Raw genomic sequence first — 20,338 nt, forward strand, 5'->3', positions numbered from 1 at the left:
TTTTTTCAGCTTTGGTCTGTGGGTCGTAAGCGCATGGCGGTCGACTCAGGCGTCGCGAGCGCGCATGGGCATGAATCCTGCGATGCGCTTCGACAGCAACGTCACCGCATCCGTCAGCACGGCGCGACGCAGGGAGATAAAGGTCCAGATGCCAAGATGCCTGCGGGCTGCGGCCAGGCCGAGCACGTTGCCAGTAAGCGAGCCGACGCAGGAGCCCAGGGCCACGCCGACGACGCCGGCGACGTAGCCGCCGATGGTGCAGGCCAAAATCTGCACGGCTCCCGCCCACATGGTGACGTGCAGCGTCTGGCGACGCAGCCCGGTCATCGGCAGCACCACCTGCCAGGATCCGGTCACGATATTCGCGATCTGGCCGACGGACAGGATCACCAGGATTGGATACGCGGCTTCGTAGTGGGCGCCGAAGAGCGTGCCGAGCACCGGGCGCCCGATCAGCACGATCAACAGGAGTATGACGATACACGGCAGGCTGGCCAGGCCGCCGACGGCCTGGACGATGCGCTCCATGCGCTTGTTTTCCCCGCGTGCGTACAGTTCGGCCACGACCGGGGGCAGAAGCATGTTGACGATGGTCAGTGGCGCCGTCATCAGTAGGACGAAGCGATCCGCGATGGCGAACAGCGCGACGTTCTCGGAGCTGTCGAAGCCGGCCGCGAACCAGCCGTTGACCTGCAAGCGCAGCACGCCGAGCAGGCTCGCCAGCCAGAGCGGCCAACCTTCATGCAGCACCCTGCCCGTTGTCCAGTTTCCGGAGGAGGGGGCGGCCGGCAGCGGTTGGACGGCCGTGCGCAGGCGCCGCTGCAACGTCCATGCCGCCACAATCACCACCAGCAACGAGGAGCACACTGTCGTTGCAAAGGCTGCGGCCAGCGTCATCGCACCCGACGCCCACAGGATCAGCAGGGTGCCGCAGGTGATCAGGCTGATCAGGATGCCGTTGTTGCGAAAGCCACCGAACAGGGTCGCTCCGCGGATATCGTTCAGTCCGCGAAAGGTTTCGGCCAGCTGGCGCTGCACGGTCGAGACGAACAGCAACAGGACCATCAGACCACTGAGTCCGATCGCCGCAGGCATCTTCACCACGTAGGTGAAGAACCATGGGGTCAGAAAGTAGAAGATCAGGCACAGGAGGGCGGTTGCCGCGATCACGGTCACCAGGCAGCGCTTGACCACCGCGCGCACGCCAGTCCAATCACCCACGCCTTTGTACGCAGCCACAAACCGGACCACGATCCGGTCCATGCCGAGTGTGGCGACCGTGGCAAGGATGATCATGGTGCTCATGACGACGAAATAGACGCCGTAATCGCCAGGCGTCAGGCTCCGTGCCAGCACCAGGTTCAGCACGAAGGCGGCAACGATGGCGACGAGCCTGCCGCCCGCTGCCCACATCCCGCCGGAGATCATGTTCTGCTTGAGTTCGTGGCTCATGCGGCGCTCATGGGATCCGGTTTCGCATGAAACCTCTGACGTTCGCGCTTGTCATCTTCAATCTTGTCCGCGCGCAGTCTGGAAGTTCGCGACGACTGCCCGGGTCCGGGAGATGATCGTTTCGGCGTTGCATAACGGGCCAGCAGCATACATAGGTGACCTGATACAAAGCTATGACGTGGACGGGGAAACATCTTCTTTGTGGCGGCCTTCTTGGTTTCTGTATGGTCGACGTTCAGGGGCGCATCGCGAAAGCCCGCGCGTTTCATGGCGATGCGGCTCGGAATCGGCGTGAAGCCTGCGCATTGGCGGCCTTCATTTGGAAAACACGATGACAGAGCGTCCTTCGTGCGAGGTTCCGAGCACGCTGTGGTTCGGGAAGCCGGCACGGGAGAAGCGTTCGATCTCGACTGCGTTCTGATCATGACCTTCGAACACGACGAGGCGGAACCTTGCCAGGAAGTCCATAAGACGTTGCTTGTCCCGGACCATGTCGAGCACGCCAAGCGCAAAGATCACGTCAAAGTCCGCTGGCTCGAAGCGCTCTTCCCACGGATACGCCGCATCCAGGTCCACCTTCTCGAAGGAGGCGCCTACCGAGAACGCTTCGGCGATTTGCTTGGCGGAGGCAAGAATCAATGGGTTGGAATCGATGCCCACGGCCGAGAGCGCCTGTCCTTCCTTCAGTAGCCAGATGCACAGCAGGCCCATATGGCAGCCCAGGTCGAGCGCGCGCAAGCCACTGAAATCCGCTGCATTGCGCAGCAAGTCCCAGCGCTGCTCCCATGGCTGCTTCCCGGGGAGCTTCATGTCTCCGACGATAAGGGAGTAATCGGCGACAGGTTCGCCTCGTGCTTTCATGGCTGCGCGCTGCGCGATCTTCCAGGCGCTGCACAGCTTCCTCTGCATCAGGGGAGCATCGGATCGAAGGGTCGGCATGCTGGCGGCCCTGCGGCGGGGCAGGAACTGGAATGCAAGGCGAGCGGCGACCAACAGCCAGCTCCCGTAGATCAATGGATCACTCGTTCCTATGCCAAGGACGTTCCGGAGCAGTGCGTCGGTACGGCTGGTGAGGTGGGCTTGATCGAAATCGACCAGATAAGGCCGGTTGGCGCGACCCACCACGATGTTTCTGGGAACGATATCGTTGTGTGCGACTCCACGCCACGAGATTCCGATGCTGGTGTGCAGCAGGCGCACGATGATTCGCCACGCCTGAGCGATCGTCAGGTCGCCCAGGACATCCTGCAACGCGGTGCCTTCGAGCCGGTCCATCGACAGTACGCAAGCGTTCGTGTTTTCACGAAAGTCGTGCACCGTGGGCACGCCGGGAATGCCATTGCAGTGCCCGAGCAGGGCGGCTTCGAATGCACCCGGGGAAAGTTTGGGGTAAAGATCGGGGAGATCCGTCTTTAGCGTGATCTTGTGCGCGGAATCTCCCTGGAGGTAGGTCCTGATCGTCGGATCGTAAACGCTCTTGTGAAAGCTCCCTGATGGGTCTATCGAGAATGAGGACAGCACGAGTTCCCAGGCCGCCTCGGACCGCCAAGGCGCGGATTGGGCGTCAGTCATCCTGCCACTCGCACAATGTCATGGCTGCCAAGGGCGTGTTCTCAGCGAAGGTGCTCGCGCCGCAACGGCTCTCGTTGCCTGCGCTGGGACGTCGGTGGTGGCGCGCTGTTCCGGTGCGGCCGTTTGCGGTTTCGAATTGTCGATGTCGCCGCGCAACGTATCGTGAAGGGTTCGCTGCACGGGAGCGTCGAATCGTGCTAAGGCGGCAACGGGCGAAATCTCCGTGGCGTACACCACCACGTCCTGGATGGAGCTTCAGGCTCGGTCCGTAACGTTCAAATTCCGTAAGGCAACGGCGGATCTTCGACGCCCGCCGTTCGCGCTGCTTCTTCAGTCGAGCGTCAACAACCGATTCAGGTTTCGCATGCGAAGCTTAATAACTTCCTGCGCGTCGCTGCGGGACCCGAATCGGCATGAACGATATGAGATGAAGGCCATAGCTGAAGCAGGTTCGGATGATCCTGGCCGAAGTGGTGCCGATGTCCGGCCCGCGCCGGTAAGCGTGGTCGTGCCCTGCTACCGCTGCGCGGCGACCATCGGTGATGCGATCGCTTCGATCGTCGACCAGACGGTGAGGCCCGCCGAAGTCCTGCTGGTCGACGACTGCAGCGGTGACGAGACGCTCGAAACACTGCATCGAATCGCCGCCGCCTACCAGCCTGGTTGGATCAGGGTGATCGCAATGCCAGCGAATGGGGGCCCGTCGCGCGCGCGCAATACGGGCTGGCGGCAGGCGCAGCAACCCTACATTGCCTTTCTCGACGCCGACGACACCTGGGCGCCTCGCAAGTTGGAGCTGCAAATGGCGGTTCTGGAGGCGGACCCGACCATCGCGCTGATCGCGCATCCGATGGTCGTGCGCATGCGCGGCACCGAGCTGCCCGGATTGCGGACTCCCGTCCTTACGGAGATCGTGAGCCGACGCAGGCTGCTGCTCCACAACCCATTTCCGACCGCCTCGGTGGTGCTGCGCCGTGATTTGCCGCTGCGCTTCGACGAGAGCTTCCGGCGTTCCGAGGACTTCCTGCTGTGGGCGCAGATCGTGCTTTCCGGCTATCGCTGCGCGCGCCTCAATCAGGTGCTGGCGATCTGGAACAGACGCGCCGACGACGCCACCGGTCTGAGCGACGATTTCGCCGCGATGCGCCGCACCAACCACGAGGCGCGCCGCAAACTGCTGCGGCAGGGCCTGCTCAGTCGGCCGGAATTCGAGTTCACCCGCGTGGTCAGCGTGCTGCGCTGGGCGCGCCGCGACCTGGTGCTGCGTTTGCAACGGCAAGGGCCCTATCGGCCGGGCCGGGCTGAATCCATCTCCGCAAGGTGACCGACGGCGTCTGTCCACCAGGCAGCATCCGGCGGGATCCATGCATTCCATTCACAGATGCTGTCGGCAGCATCCATGCTTGCGTCGGCCGCAGCCGGCGCACTGGTTGACTCCAACGCGCATGCGACATGATCGGGCCCAATCGTGAAAAGTTTCTATCTATCGGGACAGCGTACTTTCGGTAACCGCGGATGCGAGGCGATCGTTCGCAGTACGGTTGGGTTGCTCCGGGCGCAGTTCGGAGACGTCAGGGTGCTGGTGCCCTCGCGTCATATCGAGCGCGATCGCGCGCAGTGGCCGGAGGCGGCGGAGGCGGGGGTCACGTTCGTCAGGGCGTATCTGCCGCGCTACGCGCACTACTGGGTCAATCTCCAGCGCCTGCCGCTGCCGTTTCTGAAGCGCATGGGCTGGCCTTTTCCGATGCCGGGCTGGCTGGAGGAGCAGATCGCCAGCGTGGACGCGGTACTGGCGATAGGCGGGGACAATTACTCGCTCGATTACCGGATTCCCTCGCCGGTCATCGGTCTGGACAAGTTCGCGATGGACCTGGGCAAACCGGTAATCCTGTGGGGCGCGTCGGTGGGGCCGTTCGAGAAGGAACCGCATTTCGTGGGCGCCGTCGCCAGGCATCTCTCGCGCATGGAGTTCATCGCGGTCAGGGAGTCGGTCAGCTACGCCTATCTCACGCAGACGCTCGGCCTGGGCAACGTGGTGCAGATGGCGGATCCTGCATTCACGCTCGGCAAGGAGGCGATCGACCTGGCCGGATTCTGGACAACCGGGGAGAACGGAATCCTGGGCGTGAACGTCAGCGCGCTGATCGAACGTTACAAGCGGCAGGAACAGGATATTCGCACGGAGGTCGCGGAGTTCATTCGCCATGCGGTGCGCGAACATGGCCTGGGCGTGCTGCTGGTTCCCCATGTCAACCCGCTCAAAGGACAGCATGCGGGAGGTGACGCGACCTACATGGCGGGGCTGCAGGAGCAGCTGCGCGATCTCGGTACGTCGGTGACCATGATGCCGCACCAGTTGAACGCGGAGCAGATCAAGTATGTGATCAGCCATCTGCGATTCTTCATGGGCGCACGCACGCACGCGACCATCGCGGCGCTCTCCAGCGGGGTGCCGACGGTGTCGATCGCCTACAGCGTGAAGGCCCGTGGCATCAACCGGGACCTCTTCGGCAACGAGGAAGCGGTGCTGCAGACTCCGGATCTGTCCTTGCAGTCGTTGCGTGGGCGACTGGAATGGCTGCTTCGGGAGGAGCAGGCGCTCAAGGCGACCCTGGCTGCGCGAATCCCACAGCTTCAGCATCAGGGCAGACAGGCGGCGGCGCGGATTTCGGACGTGCTTGCCCGGGACATTGGCAATGATGCCGGATCGGTGCCCGTCCGCTCATCGAACGGGACGATGATCGAGCAGGCGGCGGCGGTGGGCGAGGCGAGGGTGGTCGTTGACGGTCAGGATGCGGCCGATGCCGCGCGGGCGCCGGTGAGCGTGGTCATTCCCTGCTTCCGCTGCCGAAGCACGATTGCCGACGCGATCGCTTCGGTGGCGGCGCAAACCCTGCGGCCCGCCGAGGTGTTGCTGGTGGACGACTGCAGCGGCGACGATACGTTGGAAGCGCTGCACCAGGTCGCGTCGGGATACGAACCCGGCTGGGTCAAGGTGATCGCGCTGGCCGAAAACGGTGGTCCGTCGCGCGCGCGCAATGCGGGATGGGAGCGTGCAGGCCAGCCCTACATCGCGTTCCTCGATGCCGACGACACCTGGCATCCGCGCAAGCTGGAACTGCAGGTGACGGCGCTGCGTGCCGATCCCGCCATCGCGCTGATCGCGCATCGGATGACGGTACGCGATCGGGACTCGGCGGTGCCCGGGGTACGTGCGCCGGTGCGGGTCGGGATCGTAGGCCGACGCAGGTTGCTGCTGAACAATCCATTCCCGACCGCCTCGGTGGTGCTGCGCCGCGACCTGCCGTTCCGCTTCGACGAGAACTTCCGGCGCGTGGAAGACTTTCTGCTGTGGGCGCAGATCGCGTTCTCCGGTTACCGCTGCGCGAAGATCAACCAGGTGCTGGCTTCCTGGCACAAGCCGAACTACGGGGCTGGCGGCCTCACCGAGGATCTCGCCGCGATGCACGCGGCCGGCCGCAAGGTGCGCCTGGAGCTGGTGCGCCAGGGTCTGCTGAGTCCGCCAGAGCATGCGTTCGCCCGGCTGATGAGCGTGGTGCGCAGGACGCGCCGGAACCTGCTGATGCGGGTGCGTCGTCAGGCCGATCGGGCACGTCTGCGCCAGGTCGCGTAGCCATGGCCACCGCCCCGGCCACCGCCCTGCCTGAGCGCCACAACACCCCGGCGACGCATGCGGGGCTGGTCCTGAGCCTGATCCTGCTGATCGCAGCGGCGGGTTTCGGCTGCTGGGTGGTAGGCACGCGCGGCCTGGATATCGGCACCGACACCAGCGTCTATGCCGGCTTTTTCGAAAGCCTGAACCGTCCTTTCATTACCCGGCTGGAGCCCGGTTTCGTCTTCATCAGCTATGTCCTGAACCGGCTCGGCCTTGGTGTCACCGGATACCAGACCGCGCTGTTCGCGCTGCTGCTGCTGATTGCCGCGGTGGCGGCGCGCAGGTATTCGCGCTACCTGGGGGCCACGCACGGGTACCTCACCTTCCTCAGCGCATCGCTGATGCTGCTGTATCTGTCGCCGATGTTCGTCAACGGGTCGATCAACGCCGTGCGGCAGGGGCTGGCCTCGTTGCTGGTGTTCGCCGCGCTGCTTTCGTTCCAGCAGCGCAAATGGTGGCTGTTCGTGCTGTACGGCGCCCTGGCCAGCAGTCTGCATCTGTCGTCGCTGCTGTACCTGGCATTCGCGCCCTTGCTGCTGGTGCGGTCGGGCGTGTTGCATTACGCGGCTGCGCTGGCATTCCTGATGTACTGCACGGGGCTGACGTTGATCCTGGTGCGCACATTGATTCCGCCGCTCTACAACCTGGTGATGACCTACACGGTCAATCCGGAATACCGGGCGGGCGTGCGCATCGACTTCGCCGTATTCTCCATCTTCTGGTATGCGCTGCCGCTGCTGCTGGCGCCGCTGGTGCGGTCCCCCTACCGGGAACGGATCAAGGAGAGCACCGCGGTCTATCTGGTGATGTTGCTGCCGTTCTTCGCGATCGGTTGGGGTTACTACTCCAACCGCTATCTGCTGCCGGCGTGGCTTGCAGTATCGCTGATGATCGCGGCGATCCTGTGCCACAGCCGGATCGCGCTGCTGCGCAATCCGCTGCTGATCCGGATGGGACTCATCGCCGCTTGTCCCGTCTTTTACTACTACGTGACCAACGTGATCGTGATCTGAGCCGCCATGTTTCGGCGAGTCGGGGCGTGATCGGCAGCAGAGGCGCGGACTCCGCCAACACTCGGCCTGCACGCGCTGCGAGCCCTCCATTTTTGTTCCCGGATACCCATGCTTTCAGCCGTACAGGAACTCGCCGTTGCACTCACTTTTCCGCCTACCTTGTCGCTGTGTCTGCTGGGATGTGGAATCCTGGCTTGGCTGTTGCGGCGGCGCAGGATCGGCGGCGGGCTGATGGTCTTCGCGTTCGCGTGGTCTCTGCTGTGGTCGATCCCGTGGTTTTCCGCGCAGCTGCGCGGAAGCCTCGCCCGCAATAATCCCGTCGTTGCCGAGGCAGCGCTGCCCAGGGCGGACGCGATCGTGGTGCTTGGCGGCGGGCGCTATGGCAATTGGATGAGCCGCGACAGCGTCGATCCCGACGAGCTCAAGACCAGCCGGCTGGCGGCCGGTGCGCGCGCGTGGCTGGCCGGGCGGGCACCACTGATCATCCTCTCTGGTGGCAACGGCGGCGGTGGGCGCAGTGAGGCAGAGATCATGGCCGCAGCGATCGCAAAGGCCGGGATTCCGGCATCGGCGCTGCTGTTGGAGGAAGGCAGCGCCAACACCAGCGACAACGCGCGCCTGACCGCGGCGCTGGCACGTAAGCACGGGGTGCGGAAGGTGTTGCTGGTGACCTCGACGGTGCACATGCCGCGCGCGAGCCTGTTGTTCCGCGATGCCGGCATCGACGTGGTGCCTGTGCCGGTGCCGGAGGGCCAACTCGGCAAGAGTTGGCGGGAGCGGTGGCTGCCGAGTCCGTACGCGCTATGGCGCAGCGGACGGGCATTGAAGGAGTACGCAGCCCTGTTCGCCATCCATGCGCAGAATTTTGTGGACGGTCATGCAGAACCCGTGCCGACGGATTCGGAAATGTGAAAGAACCGTTGCGCGACAGATGGTCAGCTGAAAATGAACCGCACTAAAAGAGTGATGAATCGGAGCTCGCGATAGCGATGGGTTTCACGCTTCTGCAATGAGGCCATCGCTAGTCTCCCTGCTCCCCGTTTCGTTCGAGTGAAAAATTTCGCAGCAGGAGCCCTTCCCCCGTGCAACCGTCGACCGCATTCAGTTGCGCCGCAACCCCCCCGCGTGCGCGCTTCCTCATCGGCACGGAACGCCCCTTACTCCCATTCAGCAAGTCCGGCCGCAATCGGGCGCTGACCCGGCTGCGCCTGCTCAGGGGCATCGTCGTGGCGGTCGCCCTGAGTGTGTGCCTGGCAGCACAGGCGCAGTCAGGCAATCTCGGCAACCTGGTCGAGAGCGGTCACGTGAAGTTCGTGAAGATCACGCCGGAACTGGTCTCGCAGATCAGTGCGAAGCAGCAACCCGCCGCACCGCAGGAACTGCTGCAGTATCGTCCCGAGTCCTACCGGATCAGCCCGGGCGACACGATCCTGGTCACCGTCTGGGATCATCCGGAACTGATGGAGGTCAATCAGGGCGGGGGGCAGAACCCGCAGGCGAACGGCCGCCTCGTACATCCGGATGGCACCTTCTATTACCCCTTCGTCGGCACCCTCAAGGTCGCGGGCATGCAGCTCGAAGAGCTGCGTAACGTCATCACCAGCAAACTGTCCACCTATCTGCAGAGTCCGCAGGTGGACGTCAACATGGCTGGATACGGTAGCCGCGTGACGTTGCAGGGCGCCTTCCAGAATACCAGCCCGCAGAACATCACCACCGTTCCGTTGACCCTGTCGCAGGCGATCGGTGCTGCGGTCATCAATACCGACGAGGCCGACCTGTCCGGATTGATCCTCACGCGCGACGGCAAGAACCATCACGTCGACCTCGACGCGCTGAGCCGCAACAGAGGGTCGACGCCCGAAATCTACCTGAAGCCAGGCGACCGCCTGTACCTGCCGTTCAACGACCGCCAGGAGGTCTACGTCCTGGGCGAAGTGCTGCAGCCGCAGGCGCTCACATTCAAGACGTCGGACATGACGCTCACCCAGGCCCTGGGTCGCGCCGGAGGCCTGAATCCGACTACGGCGAAGGAGGAAGCGGTCTACGTCATCCGCGGCATGGACGTGAACGACATGGAGAAGCAACCGTCGACGGTGTACCAGCTTGATGCCAGTTCGCCGGCCGGGTTCGCGTTGGCCGACCGGTTCCCGGTGCGGGCGGGAGACGTCGTGTTCGTCGGCGAGGCAGGCGTAACGCGCTGGAACCGCTTCCTGAGCCAGCTGCTGCCGCTGTCCGGGATCATCCGCAACGCTGCCACGGTGCCTGGTGGCAACTGAGCCCGAGCAGACCATGGCAGACGCGTTCTTGCAGCTGCATCGAGCGACCCCGCCGGACCCGGCGGTATTCGCGCCGCGCATGGTTTCGCCATTGCCGAGGGTTCATGTGCTGATCGTTTGCGCCGGAAACGTGCGCCGTAGTCCGATGGCAGCGGCGTTGTGGCGCCACAGGTTCCGCGAGCAGCCGATGCTGGTGCAGTCCGCTGGGCTGAACGCGCTGAACGGGCTCGGCATCGATCCGCGGGCCGAAGCGGCGCTCGCCGCGCGTGGCCTGAGCGGACGGCCGCACGTCGCCAGGCAAGTGACCGGCGCGCTCGTGGAAGCGGCGGATATGGTGCTGGTGATGGATTGCGCACAGGCCATTGCGGTGCAGGCGCTGTCGCCATGTGCGTCCGGACGCACGTTCACGCTCGGAAAGTGGTCGGGCGGTGCGGAGATTCCGGATCCGCATCCATACACCGCGGATGCGTATGCACGTGTCTGCAGTTTGATCGAACGCGCAGTCGACGATTGGCATGAACAGCTGAATGGCCGTGTCGCCGCGGCCACGATGATGTAGTGCCGCCCGCGTCTGCGGGCAGGGACGCCGGCAGCCAATCCATGTACGTGAGGATTGGCCACAGAGCAAGAAGCGTTTCCCGAGAAAGCAAGTTCGAAACCCACAAGGATGGAGCCAGGTGAGCGTAGTTCACCTACCTGTAAGGATGGCGTGCGTACCTTGTTTTGGTGACGCGCGTTACAGGGGCGCTCCGTCCGCAAGCAATTCCTCGAAGGCCCGCCCCGACACGCCCATGCAAAATGAGAAGTTTGTTGCCGCGAGCGCCATTACAGTAGCGGTTACCCTGGCATCCATATTCTGGCTGCGCCCCTTGGCGCGACGCATCGGCCTGGTCGATACGCCGAGCGAGCGCAAACGCCATCGCGGGAGGGTGCCGCTGATCGGTGGTCTGTGCTTCTTCATCGGCACCATCGCCGGCCTGATCTACTTCCATCATTACGACCCTTTCGTGGTCGCCCTGCTCGTGAGCGGCGCGATCGTCGTTCTTCTCGGCCTGCTGGACGACCTGTACGACCTCAGCCCGCGCACGCGGCTGCTGATCCAGGCCGGTACGGTGGTGTTGGTCATGGCCGCTACCGGCGTCTACGTCGACAGTGCCGGCAATCTGTTCGGTGGTGGCGAGATCCGGCTGTACTGGCTCGGCATTCCATTCACCGTCGTCGCCGTGGTCGGTCTGGTCAACGCATTCAACATGCTCGACGGGATCGACGGTCTTGCCGGCAGCCTGAGCATGATCAGCATCGCCGCGATCCTCGCCTTCAGCGGTGTGCAATGGCCGGTGCCGAGCGTGCTGCTGATGCTCCAGCTGCTGGCAGTGGCGCTGGTGCCGTACCTGCTGGTGAATCTGGGCTGGCCGGATGGGCGCAGGATCTTCATGGGCGATGCCGGCAGCATGTTGCTCGGCTTCGTCCTGGCATGGAGCCTGGTTTCCCTGAGCCAGCGCGGCGGCGGGCTGGCACCGGTGGACGTGTTGTGGTGCGTGGCGTTGCCGGTGATGGACACCATCGCGGTGATGTACCAGCGCGTGCGCAGCGGAAGGTCGCCGTTCCGCGCGGACCGTCGACACCTGCATCACATGCTGCTGGATGCGGGGTTGTCGCCACGCAAGACGCTGGCGCTGGTCGTCGCCAGCGGTGGGCTGATGGCTGCGCTGGGCTATGCGATGCGCGATGTGACCGAAGGCCTGAGCCTGCTCGCATTCCTGAGCGTGCTGGTGGCGTATGTGCTGCGCGGTCCGCGCGCCGTCGCTTGGCTGCGGATGGCGGTGAACGGCCACCACACGGCTTTGCCGGACCGCCTCTCCGGGGCGATCTCCGGCTTGCTGGGCAGTTCCTGGGTGTACTTGTTGTTCGGAAAGCAGGCCAGTGCGCTTTCCATCGCACGAAGCGGGTCGCGGCACACGTCGCCACCCACGATGGCCGTCACGAGCGACGACGGCCGGCTGCAGGTCCCTCTTACGGTGCAGGCACCGGATTCCGATTTCGACCAGCGCGACGAGCCTGTCGCGCAATCCGGCTCCGCACACGACGGGCGGGTCAGGGCGCTGTGCGTGCTCGACGGAACGCCCGGCGACCTGGAAATGGTGCCGATCATGCAGCAGCTGTCGGCGGACGCGCGCTTCGACGCCCGGATCTGCGTCGCCGGACTCCAGGACCAGGAACTGCATGCGGACCGCCGCTCCGCCGACCGTAGCCGCGGCGAACCCGAGCCCGACCCCGGCCTGCCTCAGGATCCCGCGGCGGTGGTCTCGCGGACGATGGATGAGATGGGGCGCATGGTCAGGGCGTTCGACCCGGACGTGGTCCTGATCCATGGCGAGTCGCCGACCGTGCTCGCCACCGCGCTGGTGGCGTACTACCAGGAGATCCCGGTGGCGCGCATGGGAACCGAAGCGTCGCCCGGGGCGGACGCAGTGCAGGCGCATGCCGAGACCAACGACAGGATCATCAACACCCTGGCCTCGCTGCATTTCACCTCGAGCGAGCGCACCAGCGACGAACTGATCGCCGCGGGAATTCCGCAGGACCGGATTACGGTCACCGATCACGCAGGCATCGGGTCGCGGCGCGCGCGCGCGCGTTCCGCCGACGCCTGCGTGCGCATCGCCGAGGCGCTGGCGCACCTGCCGCACGGGGCACCGGCGACGCAATCCGAGGTGCAGGAAGAGGTACCTCCGCCCCGCTTGGCGGCGAACGAATATGCCCGGCAAGGCGCGCAGGCGCCGGCAACGGCAGGAGAGAGCAGATGAAAAAACTCACCGTGGACGGCAGACACACGGACATCATCGCGCGTGACGCGGGGCATCTGCGCGATGACGATATCGACCTGGGCGCGCTCGTGGGGGTGGCGAACGACCACAAGTGGCTGATCCTGATCGGCACCGCGATGTTCTTCCTCGCCGGTGTGATCTACGTCATGGCAGCCAAGCCGACCTATCAGGCCAGCGCCCTGGTGCAGGTGGAGCGCGGCAGCGCCGGCGCTCCCGGACAGTCGCCGCAGACGTCCCTGACCCTGGTCGAACCCGCACGCTCGCAGGCGGTCACCGAGATTCCGCTACTGACCTCGCGCACCTTGTTCAGCGATGCGGTGAACAAGCTGGACCTGGACGTCCGCATCGAGCCGCAGCGGCTGCCGATCCTGGGGGATTTCCTCGCGCACCGCTACGCGCCGAAGCGACCCGGAGACGTCGCACCGCCGCTGTTCGGCCTGTCGCGCTATGGCTGGGGAGGCGAGGAACTGCACATCAAGCAGCTCGATGTGCCTGACAGCCTGTTGAACCAGCCGTTGGTGCTGGTCGCCGAGCCATCGGGCCGTTATCGCCTGCTCGACCAGGACGGGGAGCTGCTGGTGCGCGGGCGCACCGGCACCGTCGCGCGGGCCGGCACCGTGGTCGCCGACGTGGAGACGCTGCGCGCCAATCCCGGCACCCGTTTCAATGTGACCCGGCTGAACCCGCTGGCGGCGATCAGCGCGCTGGCCGACAACATCGAGGCCACCGAGCAGGGGCGGGATTCGGGCATCATCTCCGTCACCTACCGCGACACCGATCCGGCGGTCGCGGCGCAGGTGCTGGACCATATCACCAGCGCCTACGTGCGCAGCAACGTGCAGCGCAACTCCGCGGAAGCCGAGCGCAGCCTGCAGTTCGTCAACGAGCAGCTGCCCAAGGTGCGCAAGGAGCTTTCGCGCGCCCAGGCGGCGCTGAACAAGTTCCAGAGCGAGGTCGGTACCGTCGACATCGAGCTGTCGACACGTGCGCTGCTCGACCAGACCGTCGCCATCAACGCCAGCCTGCAGACGCTGCAGACGCAGCAGCCGGAGATCGCGCGCCGCTTCACGCCCGCGCACCCGGCGTCCAAGGCGCTGCGCCAGCAGATCGGCCAGCTCCAGAGCGAGAAGGGCGCACTGCAGGCGCGCATGAACAAGCTGCCGGACATCCAGCAGGGCCTGTTCCGCCTGACCCGCGACGTCGAGGTTACCAACCGCACCTACACGACGCTGCTCGACCGGGCGCAGCAACTCGACATCGCCCGCGCCAGCGCGATCGGCAGCGTGCGCGTGATCGATCGCCCGTCGGCCGACCTTGCCATGCTGGTGTGGCCGCTGAAGGTTCCGATCGTGCTCGGTGCTACTGCGCTTGGCGCGATGCTGATGATCGCGTTCGTCTACCTGCGGCAGATGTTCAACCGCGGCGTCACCGATCCGGCCGACGTCGAGCGGCTTGGCCTGCCGGTCTACGCGGCCATTCTCGACAGCCCGCAGGAGCGGACGCTGGCGCTGCGCCAGCGGCGCGGGCGTTCCCGTCACTTGCGTCCGCAGCTGTTGGCGCTGAACTCGCCAACCGATGGGGCGATGGAGGCGCTGCGCTTCCTGCGCACCAGCCTGCATTTCGCCCGGATCGAGCCGGAGAACAAGCTGCTGATGATCGCCGGACCGAGCTCGGGCGTCGGCAAGACCTTCGTCTGCTCCAATCTGGCGGTCGCAGTCGCGCAGGCGGGTCAGCGGGTAGTGCTGGTCGACGCCGACATGCGTCGCGGAACCCTGCATCAAGTGCTCGGCGTCCGCGCCACGGAAGGCCTGTCCGAACTGATCTCACGGCAGATCACCCTGGACGCAGCGGTGCGCACCGTCGCAGGCGCCGAGAATCTCTCGTTCATCTCGCGCGGCGCGCCGCCGCCGAATCCGTCGGAACTGCTGATGCATCCCAACTTCGGCAAGTTGCTGGACACGCTCGCCGCCAACTACGACCTGGTGATCATCGACACCCCGCCGGTGCTGGCGGTGACCGACGCCGCGGTGATCGGCCAGCACGTCGGCACCACCCTGCTGGTGGTGCGCTCGGGCCTGAGCCAGGCGCGCGAGATCGCACTGGCCAAGCAGCGACTCGAGCAGAGCGGGGTCGAGATCAAGGGCGCGATCGTCAACGGCTTGAACAAACGGAGCAGCTACCACTATGCCTACGGCGACGATTACCTTGGCGCGCAGCCCGGCTGAGGCGGCGGCGGCGCGATGAGCCAGCACATGTCGTCGTCTATCGTCGCCAGCGAACTCGACTGCGACGCCCTCGCCGCGTCGCAGGCCGCGCGCCCGCCACTGCAACCGCCGTCGATGTCCGAGCCGGCCGACGCCATCACGGCGGACGGCGAAGCGCGGCGTCTGCAGATCGCCATGTCGCCCTACCTCGACGAGCCGGACTTCTCCGCGCTGACCGACGAGTACAAAGCCGGCGCGCCGCTCGATCTGGTGTCGGTCGCCGACCTGCTGCGCAACGCCTTCGTGTACACGCCGCATTCGATCTATCGCGATCTCAAGCTGGCCACGCCGGGCTTCGATCCGCAGCACGACATGCACGGCCAGCCGGAGTTCCGCTATCAGTTCCATGAGAGCGGGCGCAGCCAGCGACACGACGGGACGAACGTCGACTGGGTGGAGAAGTACCACCAGTTGTTGTGCGACGCGTTCGAAGCCTCGTGCCGGGAAATCCGTTCACCATGGTTGCTGCAAAGCGGCGGCAAGGATTCCACGCCGCTCGCGATCGCCGCTGCCGAAGTGCGGCCGGAGACGCATTGCATTACCTATCTGGGCGGCAGCGAGGAGAACGAAATCGCTTCCGCCACGCTGGTTGCGGAAAAGCTCGGCCTGCGTCACGAGACGCTGATCTGCAACCCGGGGCGCGCCTACGACCGCTATCTGGAGCTGCTGCCGCGCATGCCGCTGCCGACCGCGGATTTCGCGCTGCTCTCGTACGTGGACCTGGCGACCACGATCGCCGGCGAAGGCGGAGACGGCATCATCGATGGCATGGGCGCGGACGGGTACTTCGGCGCTTCCGTGCAGCGGCGCGAGCGCATGCTGTCCTGGCTGGCCCGCGGGCTGCGACTGCCGGGTCGGGCCACGGAGCTGCCGCTGCTGGGGCGCAATTTCGAGTTCTGCTATCTGATGTCGACGCTGCAGATGAATCCGCTCGAGCGCGTGTTTCCGGGTTCGAGATTTACCGATGCCGAGGTCGACGAGTTGTTCGGTCTCGAAATCTCCGAACAATCCAGGGCGCGTCTCGCCCCGTTCCTGTCCGAGATCGAATCGGCCGCCAACCTCGACGAGTACTGGGCGATCACCAGTTCGATCTCCGGCATCGCCGGCGGCTTCGCCAAGGGTCTCTACACCGCGCCGGCGCTGTCGTTGCGCATGGCCTACCCGTTCTGCGATCGCGCTTTGCGCGAATGGGTCTACACGCAGCTGCCGTCCGAACAGCGCATCGATCCGGTGACCCGGGCCAACAAGGTGCTGGTGCGCCGGCATATCGCCACGCGCTTCGCGCACCTGCCGTACGTCGCGCGCAAGGGTTGTTTCCGCTTCGACCTGTGCGGCCTGGCGCGGCAGCGCTTCGACCAGGTCCACGACTTCGCCGTGCAGGCGCACGACCTGCTGCCCGGTGCCGTGACCTGGCTGGAGCGCAACCGCAAGCGCATGGACAACAAGTACCACGCCTCCAGGTTCTACCTGTTGGCGGTGGTGCTGCCGTGGCTGGTGCAGCACAGCCAGCGCCGGCCGCAGTCGCAGCAGGCGCGGGTGCAGATCACCATGTCGCCCTACTACGGCAGGCCGGACTTCTCGGCGGTCGACGGCGGCGGCCGCCGTCGCAGCCGGCTGGACGAGGTCTCCATGGCCGACCTGCTGCGCAACGGCTTCGTCTATCCGCCGCACTCGGTCTTCGAGGACGTGAAGCTGGCGACCTTCGGCTTCGATCCGCGCCACGACATGCACGACGAGCCGCAGTTCCACTTCAACTTCCGCGACAGCGGCAAGCGCGCCGAGGGCGACAACGAAGAAGCCACCGTCGCCGAGTACCACCGCCTGCTGTGCGAGGCGTTCGAGCGCTCCTGCGCGAAGATCGGCCAGCCCTGGCTGCTGCAGAGCGGCGGCAAGGATTCGACCACGCTCGCCATCGCGGCGGCCGAGGTGCGCCCGGACACGGTCTGCATCACCTACCTGGGTGGACGCGAGGAGAACGAGATCGCTTCCGCGCATGCCGTGGCCAGCAGGCTGGGGCTGCGCCACGAGGTCCTGACCTGCGATCCGGGCCGCGCCTACGACCGCTATCTGGCCATGCTGCCGCAGATGCCGTTGCTGACCGCGGACTTCGCCCTGCTGTCCTATGCCGACATGGCGACGACGATCGCGGCGCAAAACGGCGATGGCACGGTCGACGGGCTGGGTTCCGATATCTATTTCGGCACGCCGATGCATTCGCAGCATCGGGTGCTGTCCTGGCTGGCGCGCGATCTGCGGCTGCCGCGCTGGTTGACCGAACTGCCGTTGCTCGGCCGCAGCTTCAAGGCCTGCTACCTGCTTTCGACCCTGCAGATGGATCCGAGCGAGCGGCTGTTTCCCGGCTCGCGCTTCACCAACAGCGAGGTCGACGAGATTTTCGGCCGCGAGATCGCCACGCTGTCGAAGGCGCGTCTGGCATCGTTCCGTTCGGAGATCGCGTCGGTACCCAGCAGCGACGACTGGAAGGCGATCACGCTGACCATCTCCGAGGCCGCCGGTGGATTCGCCAAGGGCCTGTACACCGCCAGCGCGCTGGGCCTGCAGGTGGCGTACCCGTTCTGCGACCGGGTCCTGCGCGACTGGGTGTACCGGCAGGTGCCGTCCGATCAGCACGTCGATCCGGTGACCCGTGCCAACAAGGCCCTGGTGCGGCGACACATCGCCACGCGCTTCGAGCGGCTCCCGTACGTGGAGCACAAGGGCTGCTTCCGTTTCGATCTGCGCGGGCTGGCGCAACAGCGCTTCGACCAGGTCCATGCCTTCGCCGCCGAGGCGCGCGACGTGCTGCCCGGCGCTGCCGGCTGGCTGGAACGCAACCGCGGACGCCTCGGCAACAAGTACCACGCCTCCAAGTTCTATCTGCTGGCGGTGGTGTTGCCCTGGATCGCGTGCCACGGCGCGCAGGATGCCGATCAAGGAGGGCGCGGTGACGTCTAGGCTGCGTCGTCGCATCGGATGCGTACCGCGGCAACCCATCGATCTGCTGCGCAGGCGGCTGCTGCTGGCGATGCCGCTCGCGTTCGCCGCCGGGCCGTTGGCTGCGATGGCGCAGCGCACGGCACCCCGGCGCCAGCGCGGCGCGACCCGGATCGACGTGCGCAGCACCGGCGCGCGCGGCGACGGGATGAACGACGATACCGCCGCGTTCCAGCGCGCCATCGATTCCCTGCCGGAGGATGGCGGCACGGTCGCAGTCCCGGCCGGCAGCTACGTGATCGACCCCACGCGCCGGGTGGTCCTGCGCAGCAGGATGCACCTCGACCTCGCCCCCGACGCACGCCTGCTGGCCAAACCCAACGCGGCCGAACGCGCCTATGTGCTGGAAGGCGCCCGCGTCAGTGACGTGGAGATTTCCGGGGGCCGCATCCAGGGAGACCGCGATGGACACCTCGGCGACAGCGGCGAGTGGGGCCACGGCATCGCGCTGTACGGCGCCAGGCGCGTCACCGTGCGCGACATCCATGTGTCGGGTTGCTGGGGCGACGGCATCGCCATCGGCGGCAAGAGGGCGAAGAAGACCGACAAGGTGCCCGAGCCCAGCGAGGACATCGTGCTGGTCAACGTGGTCAGCACCGGCAACCGCCGCCAGGCGCTCACGATCGGCCATTCGCGGGGCGTGCGCGTCTACGACTGCCAGTTCAGCGACACCGCCGGGACGATGCCCCAGTGCGGCATCGACCTGGAAGCCGATCCGCCCTGGAACGTCGAACGCGCCCATATCGAGAACTGCCGCATCCACGGCAATCATGGCAGCGGCATCCAGATCTACCACCGCGTGCGCGGCGTCACCATCCGCGGCTGCACCATCGAGGACAATCGCGGCTATGGCGTGCTTGCCATCGAGGCCGCCGACGGCACCATCGAGGACAACGAGATCCGCGACAACGGCTACACCGGCGTGCTGCTGCGCACGCGCACCCGCGACTTCAGGGTCAGCGGCAACCGCTTCCGCGGCAATTCGTTGCGCCGCCGCGGTGACGCCAAGCGCGCCAAGCTGCCGGTGGGCGCGCACATCCGGCAGGCGGAAGACACATCGGGAATCACCTTGGCCGGCAACCAGTTCCTCGATGATGCGGACCGCTGAACCCGCCCGGTCTCACGTGCGAGGCAATGACCAATCACGGAGAGCCGCCGCGATCCACACCGAAGCAATGATGGCGAATCGATGAGCGACTATCGCGACCTGCCACTCCACATTGCGCGCCGCGCGGCCGAACGCAAGCGCGAGTCGGAACGCTTGCGCGTACGCTGGCGCACGCCCCTGCGCGCGCTCGCCTGGCTGTCGGGCGTGGCCGCCGTCGCGGTACTGACAGTGCTCGCGCAGCCGTTGTGGCAACCCTATGTCGGTGGCCGGCAGGCCGAGGGGCAGCGATTGCAGAACGACGCCCGCCCCCTTGCCGCGCGCCCGCCGGAGCAGGTACCGCCCGCCGCCACGCCGCCGCCACGCGCCACGACCGATACGGCCGATGCGACGGAGCCCGCTCCGCTTCGCGCCCTGTCCGCACCTGCGCAAGCGCCGCCCGCGCGCGAAGCGGCGCCGGTCGAACCGTCCGCCATTGCCGCGGACAACGACGCCACCGACGCACCGAAAGCCGCGGCAACCGAATCCGCGCGAGCGGCCGGGGAAACCGAAGCCCTGCGCAGCCGCGCCGACGAAGACCTGCGTCGCGGGCGCCTGCAGCAGGCGGCCGACGGATACCGCGCGGTGCTCCAACGCTCCAGCAACGACACCGCCGCCGAGGAAGGCCTGGCGAAGATCGTCGCTGCCCATGCTGTGCGCGCGCAACGGCTGGCGGCGGATTTCGACTTCGACGCGGCCGAGCAGGAACTCGCCATGGCCCGCAACCTGGATCCGGATGCCGTCGCAGTGCGCGAGGCCGTCGACGATCTGGCGCGCGCGCGTGCGGCGCGCGCGCGGCTTCCCTCGTCTGTCGATGCCGCGCGGCAAACCCGCGTTCGCAGCCTGCTGGATGAGGCGTCCAACGCCCTGGCGCGTGGCGACCTGATGGACCCGCCCGGGGAAAGCGCCTTCGACAAGATCGCCGCCGCCCGCGCGCTGGCTCCCGATGCAGCCGAAGTCCGCATCGCAGCCTACCGGCTCGAACGCGCGCGGCAGGCGCAAGGCGACCGACCCGCCACACCGAGGTGAGCGCGCGCCGGGGACAGCCCTGTGGGCGCCCGCGTCCGCATACCGTCGCCGCTGCGCTAAAATGCCCGGTCTGGCCCGCGCGCCGGA

The 20,338-nt window shown here is 66.2% G+C and carries 13 protein-coding genes; 11 read left to right on the forward strand and 2 right to left on the reverse strand.

Features of this window, described 5'->3' with window-relative positions; translation table 11 throughout:
- Positions 1 to 45: 45 nt before the first annotated feature.
- Positions 46 to 1,452 carry an oligosaccharide flippase family protein gene (locus MC375_RS08535; RefSeq protein ID WP_242102848.1) on the reverse strand — a complete coding sequence of 469 codons (1,407 nt, stop codon included), beginning with the start codon at positions 1,450 to 1,452 and terminating at the stop codon, positions 46 to 48.
- A 315-nt stretch (positions 1,453 to 1,767) separates the two neighbouring features.
- Positions 1,768 to 3,024, reverse strand: coding sequence for a methyltransferase domain-containing protein (locus MC375_RS08540; RefSeq protein ID WP_242102849.1), 1,257 nt, complete (start codon positions 3,022 to 3,024; stop codon positions 1,768 to 1,770).
- Between the two features lie 223 nt (positions 3,025 to 3,247).
- On the opposite strand from MC375_RS08540, the gene MC375_RS08545 reads away from it, so the two are divergent.
- The 11 genes from MC375_RS08545 (at position 3,248) to MC375_RS08595 (ending at position 20,251) form a co-directional block, all read left to right on the forward strand.
- The gene (locus MC375_RS08545; RefSeq protein ID WP_242102850.1) at positions 3,248 to 4,348 is read left to right on the forward strand and encodes a glycosyltransferase family 2 protein; all 1,101 of its coding nucleotides are present in this window, start codon (positions 3,248 to 3,250) and stop codon (positions 4,346 to 4,348) included.
- Between the two features lie 144 nt (positions 4,349 to 4,492).
- On the forward strand, positions 4,493 to 6,658 hold the full coding sequence (locus MC375_RS17810) for a polysaccharide pyruvyl transferase family protein (RefSeq protein ID WP_242102851.1): 2,166 nt from the start codon (positions 4,493 to 4,495) through the stop codon (positions 6,656 to 6,658).
- Positions 6,659 to 6,660: 2 nt separating this feature from the next.
- Positions 6,661 to 7,713: an EpsG family protein gene (locus MC375_RS08555; protein WP_242102852.1), complete on the forward strand. Its 1,053-nt coding sequence runs from the start codon at positions 6,661 to 6,663 to the stop codon at positions 7,711 to 7,713.
- Between the two features lie 108 nt (positions 7,714 to 7,821).
- Entirely contained in the window at positions 7,822 to 8,625 is an 804-nt protein-coding gene (locus MC375_RS08560; RefSeq protein ID WP_242102853.1) for a YdcF family protein, read from the forward strand.
- 170 nt (positions 8,626 to 8,795) lie between these two features.
- The gene (locus MC375_RS08565) at positions 8,796 to 9,992 is read left to right on the forward strand and encodes a polysaccharide biosynthesis/export family protein (protein WP_242102854.1); all 1,197 of its coding nucleotides are present in this window, start codon (positions 8,796 to 8,798) and stop codon (positions 9,990 to 9,992) included.
- Between the two features lie 13 nt (positions 9,993 to 10,005).
- Positions 10,006 to 10,551 carry a low molecular weight phosphotyrosine protein phosphatase gene (locus tag MC375_RS08570; protein ID WP_242102855.1) on the forward strand — a complete coding sequence of 182 codons (546 nt, stop codon included), beginning with the start codon at positions 10,006 to 10,008 and terminating at the stop codon, positions 10,549 to 10,551.
- 310 nt (positions 10,552 to 10,861) lie between these two features.
- Positions 10,862 to 12,799: a UDP-N-acetylglucosamine 2-epimerase gene (locus MC375_RS08575; RefSeq protein WP_242102856.1), complete on the forward strand. Its 1,938-nt coding sequence runs from the start codon at positions 10,862 to 10,864 to the stop codon at positions 12,797 to 12,799.
- On the forward strand, positions 12,796 to 15,045 hold the full coding sequence (locus MC375_RS08580; protein ID WP_242102857.1) for a polysaccharide biosynthesis tyrosine autokinase: 2,250 nt from the start codon (positions 12,796 to 12,798) through the stop codon (positions 15,043 to 15,045). The genes MC375_RS08575 and MC375_RS08580 overlap by 4 nt, the downstream gene beginning before the upstream one ends.
- A gap of 27 nt (positions 15,046 to 15,072) precedes the next feature.
- Positions 15,073 to 18,039 carry an asparagine synthase-related protein gene (locus MC375_RS08585; protein WP_242102858.1) on the forward strand — a complete coding sequence of 989 codons (2,967 nt, stop codon included), beginning with the start codon at positions 15,073 to 15,075 and terminating at the stop codon, positions 18,037 to 18,039.
- Entirely contained in the window at positions 18,029 to 19,186 is a 1,158-nt protein-coding gene (locus MC375_RS08590) for a right-handed parallel beta-helix repeat-containing protein (RefSeq protein ID WP_242102859.1), read from the forward strand. Before MC375_RS08585 ends, MC375_RS08590 begins: the two co-directional genes overlap by 11 nt.
- 81 nt (positions 19,187 to 19,267) lie before the next feature.
- On the forward strand, positions 19,268 to 20,251 hold the full coding sequence (locus tag MC375_RS08595) for a hypothetical protein (RefSeq protein ID WP_242102860.1): 984 nt from the start codon (positions 19,268 to 19,270) through the stop codon (positions 20,249 to 20,251).
- The last annotated feature ends 87 nt before the right edge of the window (positions 20,252 to 20,338 follow it).

Source organism: Lysobacter sp. M2-1 (assembly GCF_022662495.1).
Taxonomy (GTDB): Bacteria; Pseudomonadota; Gammaproteobacteria; order Xanthomonadales; family Xanthomonadaceae; genus JAKPBU01.